We start from the raw sequence: 18,166 nt of genomic DNA, 5'->3' as shown, positions 1-18,166 counted from the left end.
AGGGATTTGCGCAGTATGCGCGGTAACGGGCCGGGCGAACATGAAGATGATACGGCACGACCGACCAAGGCCCGGGGCAGGCCCTGATCGGTCACATGGGGTCAGCGCTGTGGATTTAGCGTCAGGTGCACGTGACGGTTTACATCCTTGTACAGCAGGTAGCTGAACGGGCCAGGACCACCGGAATAGCAGGCCTGCGGGCAGAAGGCGCGCAGCCACATGAAGTCACCGGCCTCGACCTCGACCCAGTCCTGGTTCAGGCGATACACCGCCTTGCCTTCGAGCACATACAGGCCGTGCTCCATGACATGGGTTTCGGCAAATGGAATCACGCCGCCAGGCTGGAAGGTCACGATGTTGACGTGCATGTCGTGGCGCATGTCGGCCATGTCGACGAAGCGGGTGGTGACCCAGCGGCCTTCGGTCCCCGGCATTTCGATGACGGTGGCGTTGTCGCGGTGGGTGACGAACGACTCGGGAACTGCCAGGCCTTCGACCTTCTGGTAGTGCTTGCGCAACCAGTGGAAGGTGACATTGGCCTTGCTGTTGTTGCGCAGGCTCCATTCGGCGCCCGGTGCGAGGAAGGCATAGCCGCCGGGCACCAGGGTATGGTGCTTGCCTTCGACGGTGATGTCGATCTGGCCTTCGACGACGAACACCACCGCCTCGGCGTTGGGGTCCAGCTCGGGGCGCTCGCTGCCACCCTCGGGTGCGACTTCGACGATGTACTGGGAGAAGGTCTCGGCGAAGCCGGTCAGCGGGCGGGCGATGACCCACATGCGCATCTTGTCCCAGAACGGCAGGTGGCTGGTGACGATGTCACGCATCACGCCCTTGGGGATGACGGCATAGGCTTCGGTGAACATGGCACGGTCAGTCAGCAGCTCGGTCTGAGCCGGGTGCCCACCGTGGGGGGCGAAGTAGGAATGATTCGACATGGACAGTCTCGACTTGTTGTTCTCTCCCCGTGCCGTGAACCGCACCGGCCGGTGCGGCGCAGGGGATGCAGGAACAGCATAGGGGCGAGGCGCGACCATCCACAAATTAAATGTTGGAATACCCGGTATTTGATCGCTGAATGTGTTGGCGAGTTGCTCAGCGATGGCTGGTCAGGCGCTGTTGCGCCGCCGCGCAGCCGTTGATCTCGACCGCCTTCTGCAGCAAGGCCTGGCGTCGTTGCGGGTCGAGTTCACCCAGCAGGCGATAGACTTCTGCCTGGTAATCGCGCTGACGTCCCCACTGCAGTTCCAGCCCTTGCGGGCGACTGCGCAGGCAGGCCAGGCGAGTGGCAGGTTGCGGGTAATAAGGGGCGTACAGGGTCGCCATGCTCGGAATCGCATCCAGCGCATCACGGTAGGCGGATGTGGCGCTGTACGAAGGACACCAGTTGGCGATTGCCGCAGCCGGCGGCGCGAAACCCTGACTCAGGCTGGCTTCGAGCAGCGGGCAGGCGGAGTCGGCGATCTTGCCGGCAGGCAGGTAGGTCATGTAGTACAACGCCAGTCGATATTGGGCGACCGGATGACCCAGTGCGACGGACTTTTCCAGCAACGCCACCGCCGTGGGGAGGGTGCGGGCCATGGCCTGGCCCTGGCGGCTGAGCTCCGGATCGTCGGATGCCGAGGTGCGCAGCGGGCTGGGGCTGTCATCCTCGGTATCGGCCTGCTCGAGCAGCGGCAGGGCCTGGCGGTAGAGCAGGTCGGCGTGCGGATCGATGCGCACTTCCAGTGCCTGGGCGGCAAGGGGTGCCAGTGTCGCGAGCAGGCTCGACAGGAGGACGGCTCGACTCACGGACGGGCCTCGTGGGCCGGCACGCGGGTGTGGGTGGCCAGGGGCGGTTGGACTGCGGGTGTATTCATGACGAGTACGTGTTTGCCTCAGGCGACCTTGAGCGGTGAGTGGCTATTCTAGCCACCCCCGGGCGCTTGCCGAAAGGGGCTTCGTCTGTATTCAGACGAGCTTGAAGGGCGTGACCTTGCGACTGGCGTATTTTTCCTGGGCCAGACCCAGCTTCGCGGTAATCACCTTGGCCAGCGCATTGTTGCCCAGGTCGTTGAAGTGCAGGCGATCAACGAACAGGTGCTCGTTGAACACCGGGGAGCTGCTGAGCATGCCGTTCATGTCGTAGCAGGGCACAGGTTCTGCCTGGCTCTTGAGGCGACGGAAGAAGGTCGAATGCAGTTCGCTGTCGTGGACGCCGTCGAGCAACCTGTCGAAGTTGCCGGGCTGGTGTTCGAGCGACTGCAGCATGGCCTGTTCACTGGCTGACAACTGCTCGCGGCACCAGGGCAGCAGGGGCTGGAGGATGAAGGTCAAGGTGGTGTGGCTGTCGGCCAGCAGCCTCTCCCACTGGCGCAGGGTTCGTCCAATGCAGTCTGCGGCGCGAAGCAGGCGTTTTTCAGGCGCCGACAATGGCCAGGGGTTAGACGAGGGCAGCGCACGACGTGGCGCCAGGCTCTGGCCCAGGCGCTGCCAGAACGAGGTGGGCGCGGGCCTTGGCGGCACCAGTACGCCTTCGTTGAAACTGTTGAGAAAGTGCTGGTACTGCCGTGCGCCTTCCGGTTCATGGTCGCCGGTGAGCAGCTCATGCAGTCCTTCGTGGGCCAGGGTGTTGAGCCCGCTGAGAATGACCACATGCCCGACCTGGCCCAGGCGATGCTGGTTGCTGAGGAACATCAGCAACTCCTGGGTGGCATTCATTCCACAACCTGCCAGGTTGAGCCAGACCTCGCCCGTCAGCACCGACAGGTAGGAAGCCACGGTATTTTCGTCCGAACTGGCACCGATGCCCAGTGCAGTGGAGCCGCCTACCAGCAGATTGACGCGTGCCGCACCGCCGCGCTCGGCGAGCGAGAAGCGCTTGCCGGCAAAGTGGCTGTAGCGCTGGCCCAACGCATCGGTGTTGATGGTGTCGGAGCGGTAGCCGCGCTCGTGCACGTAGAGCGTATGTGGCGCGCGGCGTCCGCCGAGCAGGAGGAAGCGCTGGTAGTCTTCGCGCAGGGGAATGGCGCCGCCCAGGTCCGGGGTGATGTCGATCGGTGTCATGGGCGCTCCTTTGGGCAGGGCTGGCTCAGGCGGCCAGCTCCTTGACGTTGTACAGCAGGCCGCCCGCGGCAATCAGCAGCAGCGCGATGCCGGAGGCGAGGCTGATCAGGCGGTTGCTGCGCCGCGAGGCGATCTTGCCGATGGCGAAGATGTACAGGCTCAGTACGGCGAAATCGATGACGATCCACAGCAGCGACAGCACCACCATGCTCTTCTCGAACGATTCGGTGACTTGGATGAACTGCGGGAAGAAGGCAATGAAGAAAATGATGTCCTTGGGGTTGGAGATGCCCACCATGAAGCCCTGCAGCAGGCCGCCACGCCCGCCGCGGCGGGTGGGCTCGACCGTGCCGGAGTCTGCTGGCGCCGCTGCCGGCGCCTGCAGCGCCTCACGCAAGGTACCCACGGCGATATAGCCGATGAACAGGCAGCCCAGCAGGCTCATGCCGCTGAGCCAGGTCTTGTCGATGGCTGCGCTGGTCAGGATGATCCAGGCGGCAGCGGCGATCAGCACCAGTGACGCCCAGTTGGTACCCAGCGCCGTGAACAGGGCCTTGCGCGACCCGGAGGCGGCTGCGGTATTGACGATCAGCGCGACGACAGGCCCCGGCGTTGCGATCAGCAGAAGGACGGTGAGGGCATAAGTGGCGGTCAGTGCAGTATTCACGTTCAGTTCTCGATCTGGTTTTCAGGCGTTGCAAAAGCATGGAAGGGGCAGCGTGAAGGCTTGAGTGAACCGGCCTCCTGGAGTTGGTACTGCTTCCATTCGAAGTTGTCGTCCTGGCCGAAGAAACCCAGGCTGTCGGGCATCACGCCTTCGTTGTACTGCGCCACACGCTCGCGGATCCGGGCACGGATCCGCTGGCCGCTTTCGGTGCTGGCGCTGGCCACTTCGTCGAAGCTCTCGCGCGGATTGATGACGAAGGTGATGCTGCTGCCCAGGTTGCGGCTCTTCATCTGCCGGTGCGCAGGGAAGCTCATGTTGATGAACAGCGGCATGCCGGCGAAGCAGAACGACCACTGGGTGTCGTGCGGATCGCGCGGCACGTCCTGGGGCCAGGGCTGCGGATCGCGGGCATGGACCTGCTGGAGGATCTTCCAGGCCAGGGCCTGCTGGTCGGCCAGGCTGTCGTCGTTTGCCGTCTCCAGGAACACCAGCAGGGGGTTGCCGATGCGCTGCTTGAGCGGGATCGGCTGGAGCGTATCGACATAGTCGGCCAGGCCGCGCGCGATGTCGTTGGCCGGGTCCTCGGCGCGGGCAAAGAGGATGTGGCAACTGGCAGCTGCGACCGCCTTGCGTCCGAAGAGGCAGGGAAAGGCCGGGTTGCCGAGGATTTCCTTGAAATGTTCCATGGTTTTGTACGTCCAGTGATGCTTGCTCTGGACATGTTCGTCGGCCAGCTCTAGCGCATCCAGGCGATAGCAGTTTCCATAACCCGTAAACATGGTTTCCCCAGGAGATTTCTATGAAGTGATTTTTCTGCCTTATCGCGGCGTGTTGGCTAGATGTAATTGTTATTTACCTGCATTTTCTGAGAACTACCCCAGGTTGTAAAACGCCTGGAACTATGAGTAACTATTAGTTTCACTCATGCTCTGGATGGCGAAGATGTCGGAACGGATTCAAGCCCTGCACGCCCTGCGTGCCTTCGAGGTGGCATCGCGCTACGGCTCGTTCACCCGGGCGGCAGAAGAACTGGCCCTGACCCAGGGGGCCGTGAGCCATCACATCAAGACCCTCGAAGCCATGTTCGGCTGCGACCTGTTCGAGCGCCGCGGCCCCAAGCTGCGCCTGACCGAGCATGGCCGCCTGCTGGCGCAGGAGCTGAAAGTCGGTTTCAAGATCATCGAGAACGCCTGCGCGCTGCTGCGCCAGGACCGTTACGGGCTGCGCCTGAAAGCTGCCTCGACGCTCACGGTGCGCTGGCTGCTCAAGGCGCTGGATGGATTCAAGAAGATCGACGACAGCTGCAGCGTGCAACTGTCGAGCGTATGGATGGACATCGATACCGTGGACTTCTATTCCGAGCCCTACGATTGCGCCATCCTGCTGGGTAACGGCAAGTTTCCGGCCGATGTCGAGAGTCTGAAGCTGTTCGACGAATGGCTCATCCCCGTGTGCCACCCGGACTATCTCGAAGAGCCCGAGCCCGAGCTGTCGGTGCTGCGCACCTGCGAGCTTCTTCACCCCTCGTCGGACCGCCGTGACTGGCGGCGCTGGCTGGCCAGGGTCGATGCGCTGGACATCAGCATCGACCAGGGCCAGGTGTTCGACACCCTCGACCAGGGCATTTCCGCCGCGCAGCAGGGCCTGGGGATTTCCGTGGTCGACCTGGTGCTGGCCAGTGCCGATCTGGCGGCCGGGCGCTTGATCACGCCCTTCAAGCAGGCCGTGGCGACCGGCGACGGCTACTACATGACCTGGCTCAAGGCCAGCCCCAAGGCCCGGCAGATGGGCAGGCTGCGCGACTACCTGCTCGGTCAGGTGCCCCCGCTGGCACTGAAGGATATCAACTACCTGTACGGGTGAACGCCGGGGTGAGGCGCTTTACAGCGCCTCGCCGACGGTGCCGTTGCTTACCCTGTTGCGCCCACCCAGCCACACCAGCAGCAGAGCAGTGGCCGCCAGCAGGCCGCCGGCCATCGGCACTGCGGCGTAGCCCAGGTCCAGGCTGATCACCGCGCCGCCGAGCGCTGCACCCACCGCGTTGCCGAGGTTGAAGGCGCCGACGTTGATCGAGGAGGCCAGGCCCGGCGCCTCTGCCGCAGCGGTCATCACCCGCATCTGCAGCGGCGGGACCACGGCGAAGGTGAACATGCCCCAGACCAGCAACGCCAGCGCCGCACCGACATGGCAGCCAAGCACCAGTGGCATCAGCAGCATGATCACTGCCAGGCTGGCGAGGAAGATCCGCGCGGCGCCGTCCAGCGACCAGTCGGCCAGGCGTCCACCCAGGCTGTTGCCGAGGGTGAAGCCGACGCCGATCAGCACCAGGCCGAGGGTGACGAAGGTGTCGGAGGCCCCGGTCAGTTCGGCGAGCACCGGGGCGACATAGGTGTACAGGGTGAACATGGCGCCGGCACCCAGCACCGTGGTGGCCATCGCCAGCAGCACGCTGGGCCGGGCGATCACCGCCAGTTCCTTGCGCACATGGGGCACGCTGCCGCGTTCACCCTTGGGCAGGGCGTACCACAGGGCGGCGATGGCGAGCAGACCGAGCACGGCGGTGCCGGCAAAGGCCATGCGCCAGCCGACCTGCTGGCCGATCCAGGTGGCAGCCGGTACACCGCCGATGTTGGCGATGGTCAGGCCCATGAACATGGTGGCGATGGCACTGGCCTGCTTGTCCCTGGGCACCACGCTGGCAGCGACCACGGCGCCGAGGCCGAAGAACGCACCATGATTGAGGCTGGTGATCAGTCGGGACACGAGCAGGGTGTAGTAGTCCGGCGACAGCGCCGACAGCAGGTTGCCGACGGTGAAGATGCTCATCAGCATCATCAGCGCGGCACGCTTGCCGAAGCGGCTGAACAGCAGGGTCATGATCGGGGCGCCGACCATGACGCCGATGGCGTAGGCGGTGACCAGCATGCCGGCGGTGGGAATGCTGGCGTTGACGCCTTCGGCGATCACCGGCAGCAGGCCCATGGGCGTGAACTCGGTGGTACCGATGCCGAAGGCGCCGATGGCCAGGGCAAACAGGACCCGTTTGGGGGAAAGCGCGCTCATCGGAGACTCCGGGTAGTGGCGATTCAGGAAGGGGGGATGGCGTCGACCGCAGCCGACGCCAAGGTGCAGCAGCGGATCAGTCCCAGGCTGGCGCCAGGCCGTCTGGGCTCACTTCACGACCGTTGCGCTCCAGGGTGGCGATCTGCGCCATGTCCTCGTCGTCCAGGTGCAGGTCGCGGGCAAGCAGGTTGCTGGCCAGGTTCTCGCGCTTGGTCGAGGACGGGATGACCGCATAACCCAGCTGCAGCGCCCAGGCCAGGGCAACCTGGGCGACGGTCGCCTTGTGCTTGTTGGCGATGCGGGTCAGTACCGGGTCCTTGAGCACCTTGCCGTAGGCCAGGGTCATGTAGGAGGTGACGGTAATGCCCTGCTCCTTGAGGAAGGCGGTCAGCTTGCGGTTCTGCAGGTAGGGGCTGAGCTCGATCTGGTTGGTGGCGATCTCGCCCTTGCCGACCACTTCGATGGCCTGGCGGGTCAGCTCGATATTGAAGTTGGAAATCCCGATCTGGCGGGTCAGGCCGAGTTTCCTGGCTTCGGCCAGGGCGGTCATGAACTCGCGCAGTTCCACGCCGTTACCCGGTGCCGGCCAGTGGATCAGGGTCAGGTCGACATGGTCGGTACGCAGTTTGGCCAGGCTTTCGCGCAGGCTGGGGATCAGTTTGTCGGCCGCGTAGCTGTCGGTCCAGATCTTGGTGGTGATGAACAGCTGGTCACGCGGCACGCCGCTTTCGGCGATGGCTTGGCCGACGTCGGCTTCGTTCTTGTAGATCTGGGCGGTGTCGATGACGCGGTAGCCCAGATCCAGCGCGGACTTGACCGAATCGATGACGGCCTGGCCGGTGAGGCGGAAGGTGCCGAGGCCGAAGGAAGGAATGCTCATGGTTCTGCTCCTGCTGTGGGGGAAGTCGTAATCGATCGAGAGGCGCTGGCGCCTGGAAACATCGATCATTCGAGTGGGGAGCAGTTTGAAGGTTGCAGCGGGGATGATTAAGAGGGGGGCGGGGCAAGGTCTTTTGACCTGGAGTCATGAATCGACAGCGATTCCTTCGGCAGTTGGCTGCAAGCCCTAGCCGAGCGGCACCGGGAGCGCCCGGTGCTGCTCGGCTGGGACGCCTGATTCAGGCGCTGGTCATGCGCAGCGCAACGGGTGCATTGCTCGCCTGCTTGCCCAGGTGCTGATACAGCGACTGGCCGATTTCCGCGGCGCGTGCCGGCAGCACCGACAGCAGGGTGTCGCTCAGGCCGTGGGAAGATTCGCAGAAGCCCTGCAGGTACACGCTGGCGCCGAACTCGGGGCTGGCCAGGGCGCGGTAGTTGCGATCGACCTCGAAGTCCTTCAGGTGCTGCTGCAATGGCGCCAGCAGGTCCCGATGCGAACGGCGCTCGTAGCCGGTGGCAAGGATCACCGCATCGTAGCGGTGGGTCTGGCGCACGTCGGTGGCCAGGTCGCGCAGGGTCAGCTCGACACCTTCGGCCGTATCGACCACGTCCTCGATAGTGCGACGGCACAGTACGGCATGACGGTATTGATGGGCCACCTTCTGTCGATAGAGGATGCCGTAGATGCGCTCGATCAGGTCGACGTCCACCACCGAATAGTTGGTGTTGTGGTACTCGCCGATCAGTTTCTCGCGCCCGGCATGCGGCTGGTTGAAGACCAGGTCGGTGTACTCGGGGGCGAAGATTTCGTTGACGAACGGGCTGTCGTCGGCCGGCTTCAGTGCAGAGCCGCGCAGGATCATGTCGACCTTGACCGACGGGTAGCTGTCGTTGAGGTCGATGAAGGCTTCGGCGGCGCTCTGGCCCGAACCGACCACGGCGATGCGCATGGGTTTGCCATCGGTGCACGGCAACTGCTGCAGGGCGCTCAGGTATTGGGAGTGGTGGAAGACGCGCGGGTCATCCTTGAATGCACGGAATACCTCGGGAACCTTCGGCGTGCCACCACTGCCGACCACCACCGAGCGGGCCCGGCGCTGGTGCTCGTGGCCTTGCTGGTCGCGGGAAATCAGGCGCAGGTGGTCGACCCGGCCATCGCGCAGTTCCGGTTCGATCCGCAGCACTTCCTCGCCATACACTGCCTGGGTGGCGAAGTGGTCGGCGGCCCAGCGCAGGTAGTCGTTGTACTCCAGCCGGCAGGGGTAGAAGGTGCCCAGGTTGATGAAGTCGGCCAGGCGCTGCTTCTGGTGCAGATAGTTGACGAAGCTGTAGGGGCTGGTGGGGTTGCGCAGCGAAACCAGGTCCTTGAGGAACGAGATCTGCAGTTCGCTCTGGGTGGCCAGGGTGTTGCCGTGCCAGCGATAGTCGCTCTGCTTGTCGATGAACAGTGCGTCGAGGGCATGGCCGTTGGTTTCGGCGAGCTCTTCCAGGGCAATGGCCAGCGCCAGGTTGGAAGGGCCGAAGCCGACGCCGATGAGGTCGTGGATTTTTTCGGGCGAGGAGGTCTGGCTCATGGTTGCGATTCCTTGGATGGTCGGGTGGGGCGCGGCATGGCGCGCCCCGAGTCCTGCGCAAGTACATCGATAGGAACGAGCCGGGGGTGGCAGAATTTACCGCCGCGGGTGCCTCACAGCTCGCGGATCACGCGAAAGCCGATCCAGTCGCCACGGTCATCGCGCACGGTGGTGTTGCGGTTGCCCGAGCGCGAGAAGATCGGTGCTTCACCCCAGTCGTTGCCGCGAATCGAGATCTGCGTGCAGCCTGCCTCGGTGCGCGCGCTGCCGTCGGCAGGGGCGCCGACATAGCTGTCGTGGTAGCAGTCAGCAACCCATTCGTAGACGTTGCCGTGCATGTCGTAGACGCCGAACGCGTTGGCCGGGAAGCTGCCGACCGGCGAGCTGTAGCTGAAACCGTCCTTGGGGCCGTAGACGTTGGCGTACTTGCTGATGTCGAGGTTCTCGTCCGTCTCGAAGGGGAAGGCGCCGGTGCTGCCGCCGCGTGCGGCGTACTCACGCTGGGCTTCGCTGACCATGGCGTAGTGCTTGCCGGTCTTCTTCGACAGCCAGGCCACGTACTGCTGGATCTCGTCGTAGCTCATGCACACCGCAGGCTGGCGCGGGCCTTGCTGGTAGCTCGGCTTGCTCGCGGTGCAGCGCCGACCGGGACGATCGTCGCCGTCGGGAATCTTCACCCCGGCCTCCTTGAGATAGGCGTCCCATTCGCCGGCCGTGACCTGGAAACGGCTGATGGCGAAGGGCTTGGCGAATGTCACCTGATGCTGCGGGCCTTCGTCATCCTGGCGACCGATTTCGTCGGGCGGGGTGCCCATGGTGAAGCTGCCGGCCGGCAATACCACCAGCTCCGGGCAGCTCGTGCTGCAGTCGCGAAACACCGTGCCGGGCTTGCTGGCGGTGTCGGCAGCCAGTGCCGGCAGGCTGCAGGCGGCGAGCAGGGCGGCGAGGGTCAGGCGGGAAAAGTGCATGGTCATCGTAGGGCCTTGTTCAGAGTTGCTGGGTGATCAGGTGCATGGCCCGGTCGATCTGCTGCTCGTCGTTGAGCAGGCTCGGCGCCAGGCGGATGACGGGGCCGACGTCGCGGTCGACGGCGTCGCACATCACCTTGCCCGCCACCAGGCGGGCGGCGATGGCGTCGGGGTCCTTGCCGGGGACGCGGAAGAAGGTGAAGCCGGCGGAGTATTGCGCGCTGGGTGGCGTTACCAGCTCGATGCGGCGGTCTTCGAGCAGACGCTCCTTGAGCAGGGCGTTGAGCTGGTGGATGCGCGCCTGGACATCGGCCTTGCCCAGTTGCAGGTGCAGCTTGAAAGCTTCGCCGGCGGACCAGCGGTATTCGAAGGCGTGGTAGCCGCCGGGCGTCATGATGGTGGCGAAGTCTTCATCGCGGGAGAACGTGGCGATGCTGGGGATGAGGTGATCCATGCCGGTCGAGGCGGCGCAGATGATGCCGGTGCCTCGCGGGCCGAACATCCACTTGTGGGTGCCGGCGATGAAGTAGTCGCAGTTGAAGTTGGCGAAGCGCTGGTTTTCCACGCCGAATCCATGCACGCCGTCGACCACGTAGAGGATGCGCTCGGCTTCGCTGCGTTCGCGGTTGTGGCGGCGCACCAGTTCGCCGATCTCGCCGACCGGAAGCTTGACGCCACTGCCCGAATGCACCCAGGTCATGCCCAGCACGCGGGTCTCGGGGCGGATGTTGCGCTCCAGGGTGGTCAGCACCTGGTCGGTGGAAACCTCCCACGGGTTGTTGAACAGGCGGACCTTGCGCACCTGCGTGCCCTGGCGGCGACTGCGGAACTCCAGGGTCTTGTTGGCGGAATAGTGCTCGTGTTCGGTGGTCAGGATCTCCTGCCCGGCGCCGACCTGCAGGCCGCCGTAGATCATGGCCAGGCCTTCGGTGGTGCTGCCGGTCAGGGCGATCTGCCGTGGGCCGACCTCCAGGTAGCGTGCGGCCCAGTCGCGCACTTCGTCTTCGCGCTGCCATTCGTACTGGCTTTCCCAGTCCATCAAGGCGGCAGGGTTGCGGTCCAGGTCGGCACGGTGGCGGTCGATCGCCTCCTGCACCGGGCGCGGATGGGCGGTGACCAGGAAGTTGGCGAAGTGAGCGATCTCCGGGTCCAGGGGGAAGAGCTTGCGCAGGTTGCGCCATTTTTCGCTGCCGGTGAGCGGCGCGGGGGCCGGCGTGGCTGCCAGGGCACCAGGCAGCAGCGGCAGGGAGGCGGCGACCAGGCCGGCCTGCTTGAGGAAGGTACGACGGTTGCTCATGCGGGCGGGGCCTTGATCAGGGGTGGGTGGCGGCGACGGGTTGTCCGGCTTTCTGTACCTGGTCCCAGACCCGCAGGAAGTTGCCTGCCCAGAGTTTGGCGATGTCGGTTTCGCTGTAGCCGCGGCTGAGCAGCTCGGCGGTGACGTTGCGGATCTCGCTGACATCCTTCCAGCCATCGAGGCCGCCGCCGTCGTTGAAGTCCGAACTGATGCCGACATGGTCGATACCGACCTTCTTCACGGTGTAGTCGATGGCATCGGCAAATTGCCTGAGGGTCGCCTTGGGCTCCTCCTCGAGAATCCCGTAGAGGCTGCTGGCGTATTCGCCGAAGCGCGACTCGGGCCAGATGGCGATCACTGCATCGCCCGGCATCAGGGCATTGGCCAGGCCTTGCAGGGGTTGCAGGTCGAAGCGCGCACGCAGTGCCTCGAGCTTGTCCAGCACCGACTTGTCCAGGGGCTTGAGGTACTGGCCGAAGCCGACCACCTGGATCACGCCGCCGCTGTCCTTGATCAGCTGCATTTCCTTGTCGGAGAGGTTGCGCGGGATGTCCACCAGCGCACGCGGCGCCGAGTGCGAGGCGACGATCGGCGCGCGGCTCAGGCGGGCGACGTCTTCCAGGGCCAGGGTCGACATCTGCGAGACGTCGATGATCACGCCCAGGTCGTTGAGCCGCTTGACCGCCTGCTCGCCCAGCGGCGACAGCCCACCCAGGGCGTCGGCGGTGTCGTTGAAGAACGGCAGCGGGCGCGAGGAGTCGGCCCAGTCGTTGTTGCCGGTATAGCTGAAACCGAACATGCGCATGCCGCGCGCGGCCCACAGGTCCAGTTGCGACAGGTCATGGCCGAGTGGGTAGGCATTGAGCATGCTGATGAAGATGGCGAACTTGCCTTCGCCGTTCAGGCGTCGGAAGTCGTCGGGTGTGTAGGCGATGCCGACCTGGTTGGGAAAGTCGCGGACCATGCCGCTGATGATCTTGTAGCGCACTTCCTGCTGCTGGCGGGCCTCGTCGACGAAGCCCGGAGTGGGGCGGTGCGGCGCATTGGGGCCGTTCCAGATTTCCGGCCAGCCAAAGATGGTCAGCGCCGCGCCGGACAGGCGGCCACGGTTGGCCTTGACCAGGTCGAACTGGCCCGGACCGTCCTTGTCGACCTCGTTGCCAGTGCTGCCCAGGTCCAACGGCACGGTGACATGGCTGTCGAACGAGAGCATGTGCTCGTGCAGGGCATTGGCCTGCTCGACGATCTTGCGCGGGTAGCCGGCGTCCAGGCTTTGCCAGTAGAGGTAGCCGGCGGCACTGCCCAGAGCGACCACCAGGGCCAGGGGCAGGCCAATGTAAAGGGCTTTGCGGGAACGGGTCTTGGTCATTGCCATCTCGTTGCAGGGCTGATCGGAACCGCCCGGCCGTCGCGGAACACGGCCGGGCAGGGTTCGGGTATCAGGTGGACGAATGGCGTGTGCAGAGATTTACGTAGAAGGTGTTTCCGGATACGCACGGATTCAGATCGACAGGCGCACTACCCGGTTGTCCAGCGGCTGCTCTTGTGCCCGGCGCTTGTTCACCACCAGTTCGCCGATGGCGATCAGCCGCGTGCGCGTGACATTGCGCGACAGCCCGAGTAACTGCGCGGTATGCACCTGGTTGTAATGGCAGAAGTGGTAGGCCGAGCGCAGCAGCGCATTTTCGACCTTCTCGTACAGATCGCCCGACTGCTCCTCGTACAGCCGGCTGAAGGCCTGTTGCAGCAGGTCGTCGATGCCTGCGGACTTCGCGGTCGGCGGGTCGTCCTGACGCTCCAGGCGCAGGTTGGAAAGGCGCAGGTCGCGGGCGTGGATCAGCCCGTCGCCGCAGGTCAGCAGGCTGTGATGGATCACGTTCTCCAGCTCGCGAATATTGCCCGGCCAGCCGTAGGCCACCAGCTTGGCCTGGGCATCGGCAGCCAGCTCTACCGGCCCGTAGCCCAGGCGCTCGCTGTAGCTGCGGATGAAATGCCGCGACAGCGGCAGGATATCGCCAGGTCGCTCGCGCAGCGGGTGCAGCGACAGCGTGACCACGTTCAGGCGGTAATACAGGTCTTCGCGAAAATGCCCGGCGTTGATCGCCTTTTCCAGTTGCACGTTGGTGGCCGCCAGCACCCGCACATTGATCGGGATGCTCTTGCGCGACCCCAGGCGCACCACTTCGCGCTCCTGCAGCACGCGCAGCAGCTTGACCTGGATCGGCAGCGGCAGGTCGCCGATCTCGTCGAGGAACAGCGTGCCGCCGTTGGCTTCCTCGAACCAGCCGGCCTTGGACGCCAGGGCACCGGTAAAGGCGCCCTTCTCGTGACCGAACAGCTCGGCCTCGACCAGCGATTCGGAGAAGGCGCCGCAGTTCACCGCGACGAACGGCCCGTCACGGCGGGCACTGAGGTTGTGGATGTGGCGTGCGACCAGCTCCTTGCCCGTGCCGGTCTCGCCGATGATCAGGACGCTGGCCTCGCTGGGGGCGACCTGTTGCAGGTGGGCGAGCAGCGCCTGTGATCTGGGGTCTTCGAAGACCTGTGCGGTCGCCCTGATCGAGGTAGCCAATGACGGTGACGGGGGGAGGGTCAGCAATTGCATGGACGTGCCTTTAGGAATAGAAGGACGGGAAAGGGCGCTTGTCATTCAGCGCCCACTCGCCGAGTTCATGGATGCGGTAGTCCACCGGGTCGTGCAGGGTCTGGGTCCTGAGGTTGCGCCAGTGGCGGTCGAAGCGCAGCGAGGCGTGGGTGGCGCGCGCGCCGGTGACTTCGAACAGGCGGTTGCAGATGTCCAGGCCATGGCGGGTCGCCGCAACCTTGGCGGTACCGATGGCCAGGGCCAGGTCTGCCCGCTGTTCGGCGCCGAGGCTGTTGTCGCGTGCCCAGGCGGCGTCGAGTTGCTCGCAGGCGCGGCGGATCAGCAGGCGCACGCTTTCCAGGCCCACCCAGAACTCGCCGTAATGACGCAGCACGTAGGGGTCTTCGCGGCTTTCGCTGGCGCTGGAGCGGAACCAGGGCCGGCTCTCCTTGAGCGTGTACTGGCGCGCCTCGTCGAAAGCCCCTTCGGCGATGCCCAGGAACAGGTTGGCGAAGTGCAGTTGGGCGATCAGCGGGCGCAGGGCGGCGAACGGGGTGCTCAACGGGCCGGGATCGAGCAGCAGCTCATCGAGCTCGACCCGCACCCGCTCGAAGGTGGCGCTGCCACTGTCGGTCTGGCGCTGGCCGATGTTGTCCCAGTCGCCGTGCAGGCTGATGCCGGTGCGGCCACTGGGGATCGCCGCGATCAGCAGCTTGCCGCCGGCGCGCTCATCGACCGCCGAGGCGATGAGCATCTCCGAATCGCTGGCGCCGGAGCAGAAGCTCTTTTTGCCGGAGAACTCGCACCAGCCGTCGAAATGCCGGACCTGGGTGCGGGTGTCCAGCGGGTTGAGGGCGTTACCCCAGAACCACTGCTTGCGCGCCGTCTGTTCGAACCATGGCTGCCATTGGTCCGGTCGGGAAAACAGCCGCACGGTTGCCAGCATCAGGTGATGGAAGCCGAACACGTGGGCGATGGAGCTGTCGACCCGGGCGAACTCGCGGATCACATCGAAGGTTTCGGTCCAGCTGGCACCCTGGCCGCCCAGCGCAACCGGGATGCTCAGCGACAGCAGGCCGCTGTTGCGCAGGGCGTCGCGCTCGGCCTTGGGGGTGCCGCCGCGCTCGTCACGTTCGACCGCAGTGAGCGCGAACTGGCGGGCCAGTTCACGGGCAATGGCCAAGGGGGTGTGGGCGGCGGTGGTTACGGGAGCATTCATGGTGGTCACTCAGGCACTCTTGCGCAACTGATGATGGGGGGCGAACAGCGGTACGGCGCGCTCTGCGGCCAGGCGGATGCGCGCGGCCAGGGCGTCGCTGGAAACCCGGTAGTCGTGCAGCTCGGCCTGGCTGGCATAGACGCCGATCGGCAGGGTCAGCGCCTGCAGGAAGCTGAACAGCGGGCGCAACTGGTGATCGAGGACCAGGGCGTGACGCTCGCTGCCACCGGTGGCTGCCAGCAGCACCGGCGTGTCGACCAGGGCGTCCTGGCCGATGAGGTCGAACAGGTGCTTGAAGTGGCCGGGAAAGCTGCCGCGGTAGACCGGCGTGGTCACCAGCAGCAGGTCGGCCTGCTCGATGCGCTGCAACTGTTGCTCGACGGTCTCTGGCAACTCGCCGCGCCACAGCGCAGCACCCAGCGGACGGGCGATATCGCCCAGCTCGATCAGGTGGGGCTTGATCAGCAAGTGCCGGCCGAGTTCGGCGAGGATGGCTTCGGTCAGGGCGAGGGTTCGCGAGGGGCGCGCGGTGCCGCCGGAAAGGGCGACGACGTTCAAGGGGGTGCTCATGGCGAGTCTCCTGTTCGGGTGAGCGGGGGACTTTGCTTGAGCAATCGTCGTGCCGAGATGCTGAGGCCTTTGAAATCAGACACCTGCGGCGTTTTCGCAGCCAGTGCCGTGTTGCCGGGGCAGCGGGGTGTTGAACGGGTGTTGCGCTGTGAACAGTTGGCCGGTGTTGGCTGCTGTACAGTTGGGAAAGTTATAGAGGAAGGGCTTTCAATATAAAAGGAATAAGAATTCATATTCTTATTCCTTTTATTGGATTTAGCGTGATCCGTGTGGGAGCGGGCTCACCCGTGCGGCACCGGCCCCTTGGCCCCGGCACCTGCGTACTGCTCCTTGAGGTGCCCTTGGTCATCCAACAGCCAGGCATCCATGATCTCGCGCACCACAGGCCCGGCAACCCGGCCACCGGCTTCGCCGTTCTCGATCATCACCGCGACCACGATCGAGGGATGCTCGGCCGGGGCGAAGCCGACGAACAGCGCGTTGTCGCGATGTCGCTCCAGGGTCTTGTCACGGTTGTAGCGCTCGCCCTGGCGGATCGCCACGACCTGCGCGGTACCACTCTTGCCGGCAATCCGGTACTGCGCACCTGCGGCCGCTGCGCGGGCGATGCCGCGCGGATCGTGCATGACCATCTGCATGCCCTGGCTGACCTGGTCCCAGGCGCGCTTGTCGTGCAGCACGATGTCCGGCATCGGGTTCGGATCGACCGGGTGCTCGCCGCCCACGGTCATCGCCAGGTGCGGGCGGTGCCAGGCGCCTTTGCTGGCCAGCAGGCTGGTGGCCTGGGCCAGTTGCAGCGGGGTGACCTGCATGTAGCCCTGGCCGATGCCGAGGATCAGCGTCTCGCCAGGGAACCACGCCTGGCGGCGGGTGGCGCGCTTCCATTGCGCCGACGGCATGAGCCCGGGGGATTCCTCGAACATGTCCAGCGAGACTTTCTGCCCCAGGCCGAACTCGGCCATGTAGTCGTGCAGGCGGTCGATGCCCAGCTTGTGCGCCAGGTCGTAGAAATAGGTGTCGTTGGAACGCATGATGGCGGTGTACATGTCCACCCAGCCATCGCCGGTGCGGTTCCAGTTGCGATACTTGTGATCGTAGTTGGGCAGCTCGTAGTAGCCGGGGTCGAACACCCTGCTGCCGGGGGTGATGACGCCGCTGTCCAGCCCGGCGATGGCCACCTCCGGCTTGACCGTCGAGCCGGGTGCGTACAGGCCGCGCAGGACGCGGTTGAACAGTGGCCGGTCGATCGAGTCGCGCAGCGCGGCATATTGCTTGAAGCTGATGCCCTTGACGAACAGGTTGGGGTCGAAGCTGGGATTGCTGACCATCGCCAGCACGTCGCCGGTGGCCGGATCCAGCGCCACCACGGCGCCGCGACGATCGCCCAGCGCCTTCTCGGCGGCCTGCTGCAGATGGGCATCCAGGCTCAGGACGATATCCTTGCCCGGTACCGGGTCATGGTGGCGCAGCACCCGCATCACCCGGCCCTGGGCGTTGGTCTCGACCTCTTCATAGCCGACGTGGCCGTGCAGTTCGTTCTCGTAGAAGCGTTCGACACCGGTCTTGCCGATCGACTGGGTGCCTCGGTACTCGGTGCTGTCGAGGGTCTTGGCTTCTTTCTCGTTGATCCGCCCGACGTAGCCCACCGAGTGGGCGAAGTGCTCGGCGAGCGGGTATTCGCGGATGAACTGCGGCTCGACGTCCAGCCCCGGCAGGCGGAACTGGTTGACCGCGATCAGGGCGATCTGCTCCTCGCTCAGGCCGAACATCAGGGTGACCGGCTCGAACGGTTTGCGCCCGCGGCGCAGGTCCTTGTCGAACTGGGCGCGGTCGTCTTCGGACAGGTTCAGCACCTGGGCCAGGGCGTCGAGCACGGCAGGCGTCTGGCCGTTGGTGCGCTCGCGGGTCATGGTCAGGTTGAAGCTGGGCTTGTTGTCGGCCAGCACCACACCGTTGCGGTCATAGATCAGCCCGCGTTCAGGGGCGATGGGCAGCACGTGCACGCGGTTGTTTTCCGACACCGCCGACTGCTGGTCGTGCTGCAGCACCTGCAGCACATAGAGCCTTCCCACCAGCACGGCGACCAGGCCCAGGGTCAGCGCTGCGCAGACCAGCAGCCGGCGGTTGACCAGCAGCTTTTCCTTTTCATGGTCCTTGAGGGGGATCGGTTGTGGCATGGGGGCTCGGATGACAGATGAAAGAAGGTGCTGCGCCCCCGAGACTGGCGACGAGGGCTCGCGATGCTACGCAAGCCCGCGCCCGGCCTCAAGACATCCACGTCCGGCCGTCCCGCTTCGAGC

Annotated in this window: 16 protein-coding genes; 1 reads left to right on the top strand and 15 read right to left on the bottom strand. The window is 65.1% G+C overall.

The window, feature by feature from the left end; translation table 11 throughout:
• Nucleotides 1-101: 101 nt before the first annotated feature.
• From AC1TXO_RS15095 to AC1TXO_RS15075, 5 genes are all read right to left on the bottom strand, one after another.
• Nucleotides 102-938, bottom strand: a complete 837-nt coding sequence (locus AC1TXO_RS15095; protein WP_486402491.1) for a bifunctional allantoicase/(S)-ureidoglycine aminohydrolase — start codon at nt 936-938, stop codon at nt 102-104.
• Nucleotides 939-1,095: 157 nt separating this feature from the next.
• On the bottom strand, nt 1,096-1,791 hold the full coding sequence (locus tag AC1TXO_RS15090) for a sel1 repeat family protein (protein ID WP_486402490.1): 696 nt from the start codon (nt 1,789-1,791) through the stop codon (nt 1,096-1,098).
• 159 nt (nt 1,792-1,950) lie between these two features.
• Nucleotides 1,951-3,045: a hypothetical protein gene (locus AC1TXO_RS15085; protein WP_486402489.1), complete on the bottom strand. Its 1,095-nt coding sequence runs from the start codon at nt 3,043-3,045 to the stop codon at nt 1,951-1,953.
• A 25-nt stretch (nt 3,046-3,070) separates the two neighbouring features.
• Nucleotides 3,071-3,712 carry a LysE family translocator gene (locus AC1TXO_RS15080; protein WP_486402488.1) on the bottom strand — a complete coding sequence of 214 codons (642 nt, stop codon included), beginning with the start codon at nt 3,710-3,712 and terminating at the stop codon, nt 3,071-3,073.
• A gap of 2 nt (nt 3,713-3,714) precedes the next feature.
• Nucleotides 3,715-4,491, bottom strand: coding sequence for a YqcI/YcgG family protein (locus tag AC1TXO_RS15075; protein ID WP_486402487.1), 777 nt, complete (start codon nt 4,489-4,491; stop codon nt 3,715-3,717).
• Nucleotides 4,492-4,654: 163 nt separating this feature from the next.
• Here AC1TXO_RS15075 and AC1TXO_RS15070 point away from each other — a divergent pair, with 163 nt between their 5' ends.
• Entirely contained in the window at nt 4,655-5,575 is a 921-nt protein-coding gene (locus AC1TXO_RS15070; RefSeq protein WP_486402486.1) for a LysR substrate-binding domain-containing protein, read from the top strand.
• Between the two features lie 18 nt (nt 5,576-5,593).
• Here AC1TXO_RS15070 and AC1TXO_RS15065 read toward each other — a convergent pair whose 3' ends face one another.
• From AC1TXO_RS15065 to mrdA, 10 genes are all read right to left on the bottom strand, one after another.
• Nucleotides 5,594-6,775 carry an MFS transporter gene (locus AC1TXO_RS15065; protein ID WP_486402485.1) on the bottom strand — a complete coding sequence of 394 codons (1,182 nt, stop codon included), beginning with the start codon at nt 6,773-6,775 and terminating at the stop codon, nt 5,594-5,596.
• A 76-nt stretch (nt 6,776-6,851) separates the two neighbouring features.
• Nucleotides 6,852-7,655, bottom strand: a complete 804-nt coding sequence (gene dkgB, locus AC1TXO_RS15060; protein ID WP_486402484.1) for a 2,5-didehydrogluconate reductase DkgB — start codon at nt 7,653-7,655, stop codon at nt 6,852-6,854.
• 238 nt (nt 7,656-7,893) lie between these two features.
• Complete coding sequence (locus tag AC1TXO_RS15055) at nt 7,894-9,228, bottom strand: lysine N(6)-hydroxylase/L-ornithine N(5)-oxygenase family protein (protein WP_486402483.1); 1,335 nt, start codon at nt 9,226-9,228, stop codon at nt 7,894-7,896.
• Between the two features lie 113 nt (nt 9,229-9,341).
• Nucleotides 9,342-10,196, bottom strand: coding sequence for a dihydropyoverdine dehydrogenase (gene pvdO / locus AC1TXO_RS15050; protein ID WP_486406846.1), 855 nt, complete (start codon nt 10,194-10,196; stop codon nt 9,342-9,344).
• A 19-nt stretch (nt 10,197-10,215) separates the two neighbouring features.
• Entirely contained in the window at nt 10,216-11,493 is a 1,278-nt protein-coding gene (gene pvdN / locus AC1TXO_RS15045) for a pyoverdine-tailoring periplasmic protein PvdN (RefSeq protein WP_486402482.1), read from the bottom strand.
• Between the two features lie 16 nt (nt 11,494-11,509).
• Nucleotides 11,510-12,862, bottom strand: a complete 1,353-nt coding sequence (gene pvdM, locus AC1TXO_RS15040) for a pyoverdine-tailoring dipeptidase-like protein PvdM (RefSeq protein WP_486402481.1) — start codon at nt 12,860-12,862, stop codon at nt 11,510-11,512.
• A gap of 132 nt (nt 12,863-12,994) precedes the next feature.
• Nucleotides 12,995-14,098 carry a sigma-54 interaction domain-containing protein gene (locus AC1TXO_RS15035; RefSeq protein WP_486402480.1) on the bottom strand — a complete coding sequence of 368 codons (1,104 nt, stop codon included), beginning with the start codon at nt 14,096-14,098 and terminating at the stop codon, nt 12,995-12,997.
• A 10-nt stretch (nt 14,099-14,108) separates the two neighbouring features.
• Nucleotides 14,109-15,296 (bottom strand): acyl-CoA dehydrogenase family protein, encoded by a 1,188-nt coding sequence (locus tag AC1TXO_RS15030; RefSeq protein ID WP_486402479.1) that lies wholly within the window; start codon nt 15,294-15,296, stop codon nt 14,109-14,111.
• Nucleotides 15,297-15,305: 9 nt separating this feature from the next.
• Nucleotides 15,306-15,866 carry an FMN reductase gene (gene msuE, locus AC1TXO_RS15025; RefSeq protein ID WP_486402478.1) on the bottom strand — a complete coding sequence of 187 codons (561 nt, stop codon included), beginning with the start codon at nt 15,864-15,866 and terminating at the stop codon, nt 15,306-15,308.
• A gap of 281 nt (nt 15,867-16,147) precedes the next feature.
• Entirely contained in the window at nt 16,148-18,043 is a 1,896-nt protein-coding gene (gene mrdA / locus AC1TXO_RS15020; RefSeq protein WP_486402477.1) for a penicillin-binding protein 2, read from the bottom strand.
• Between the last annotated feature and the right edge of the window lie 123 nt (nt 18,044-18,166).

This window comes from Pseudomonas sp. FA117 (assembly GCF_057370475.1).
This window is presented reverse-complemented; position numbering and strand designations above follow the sequence as displayed.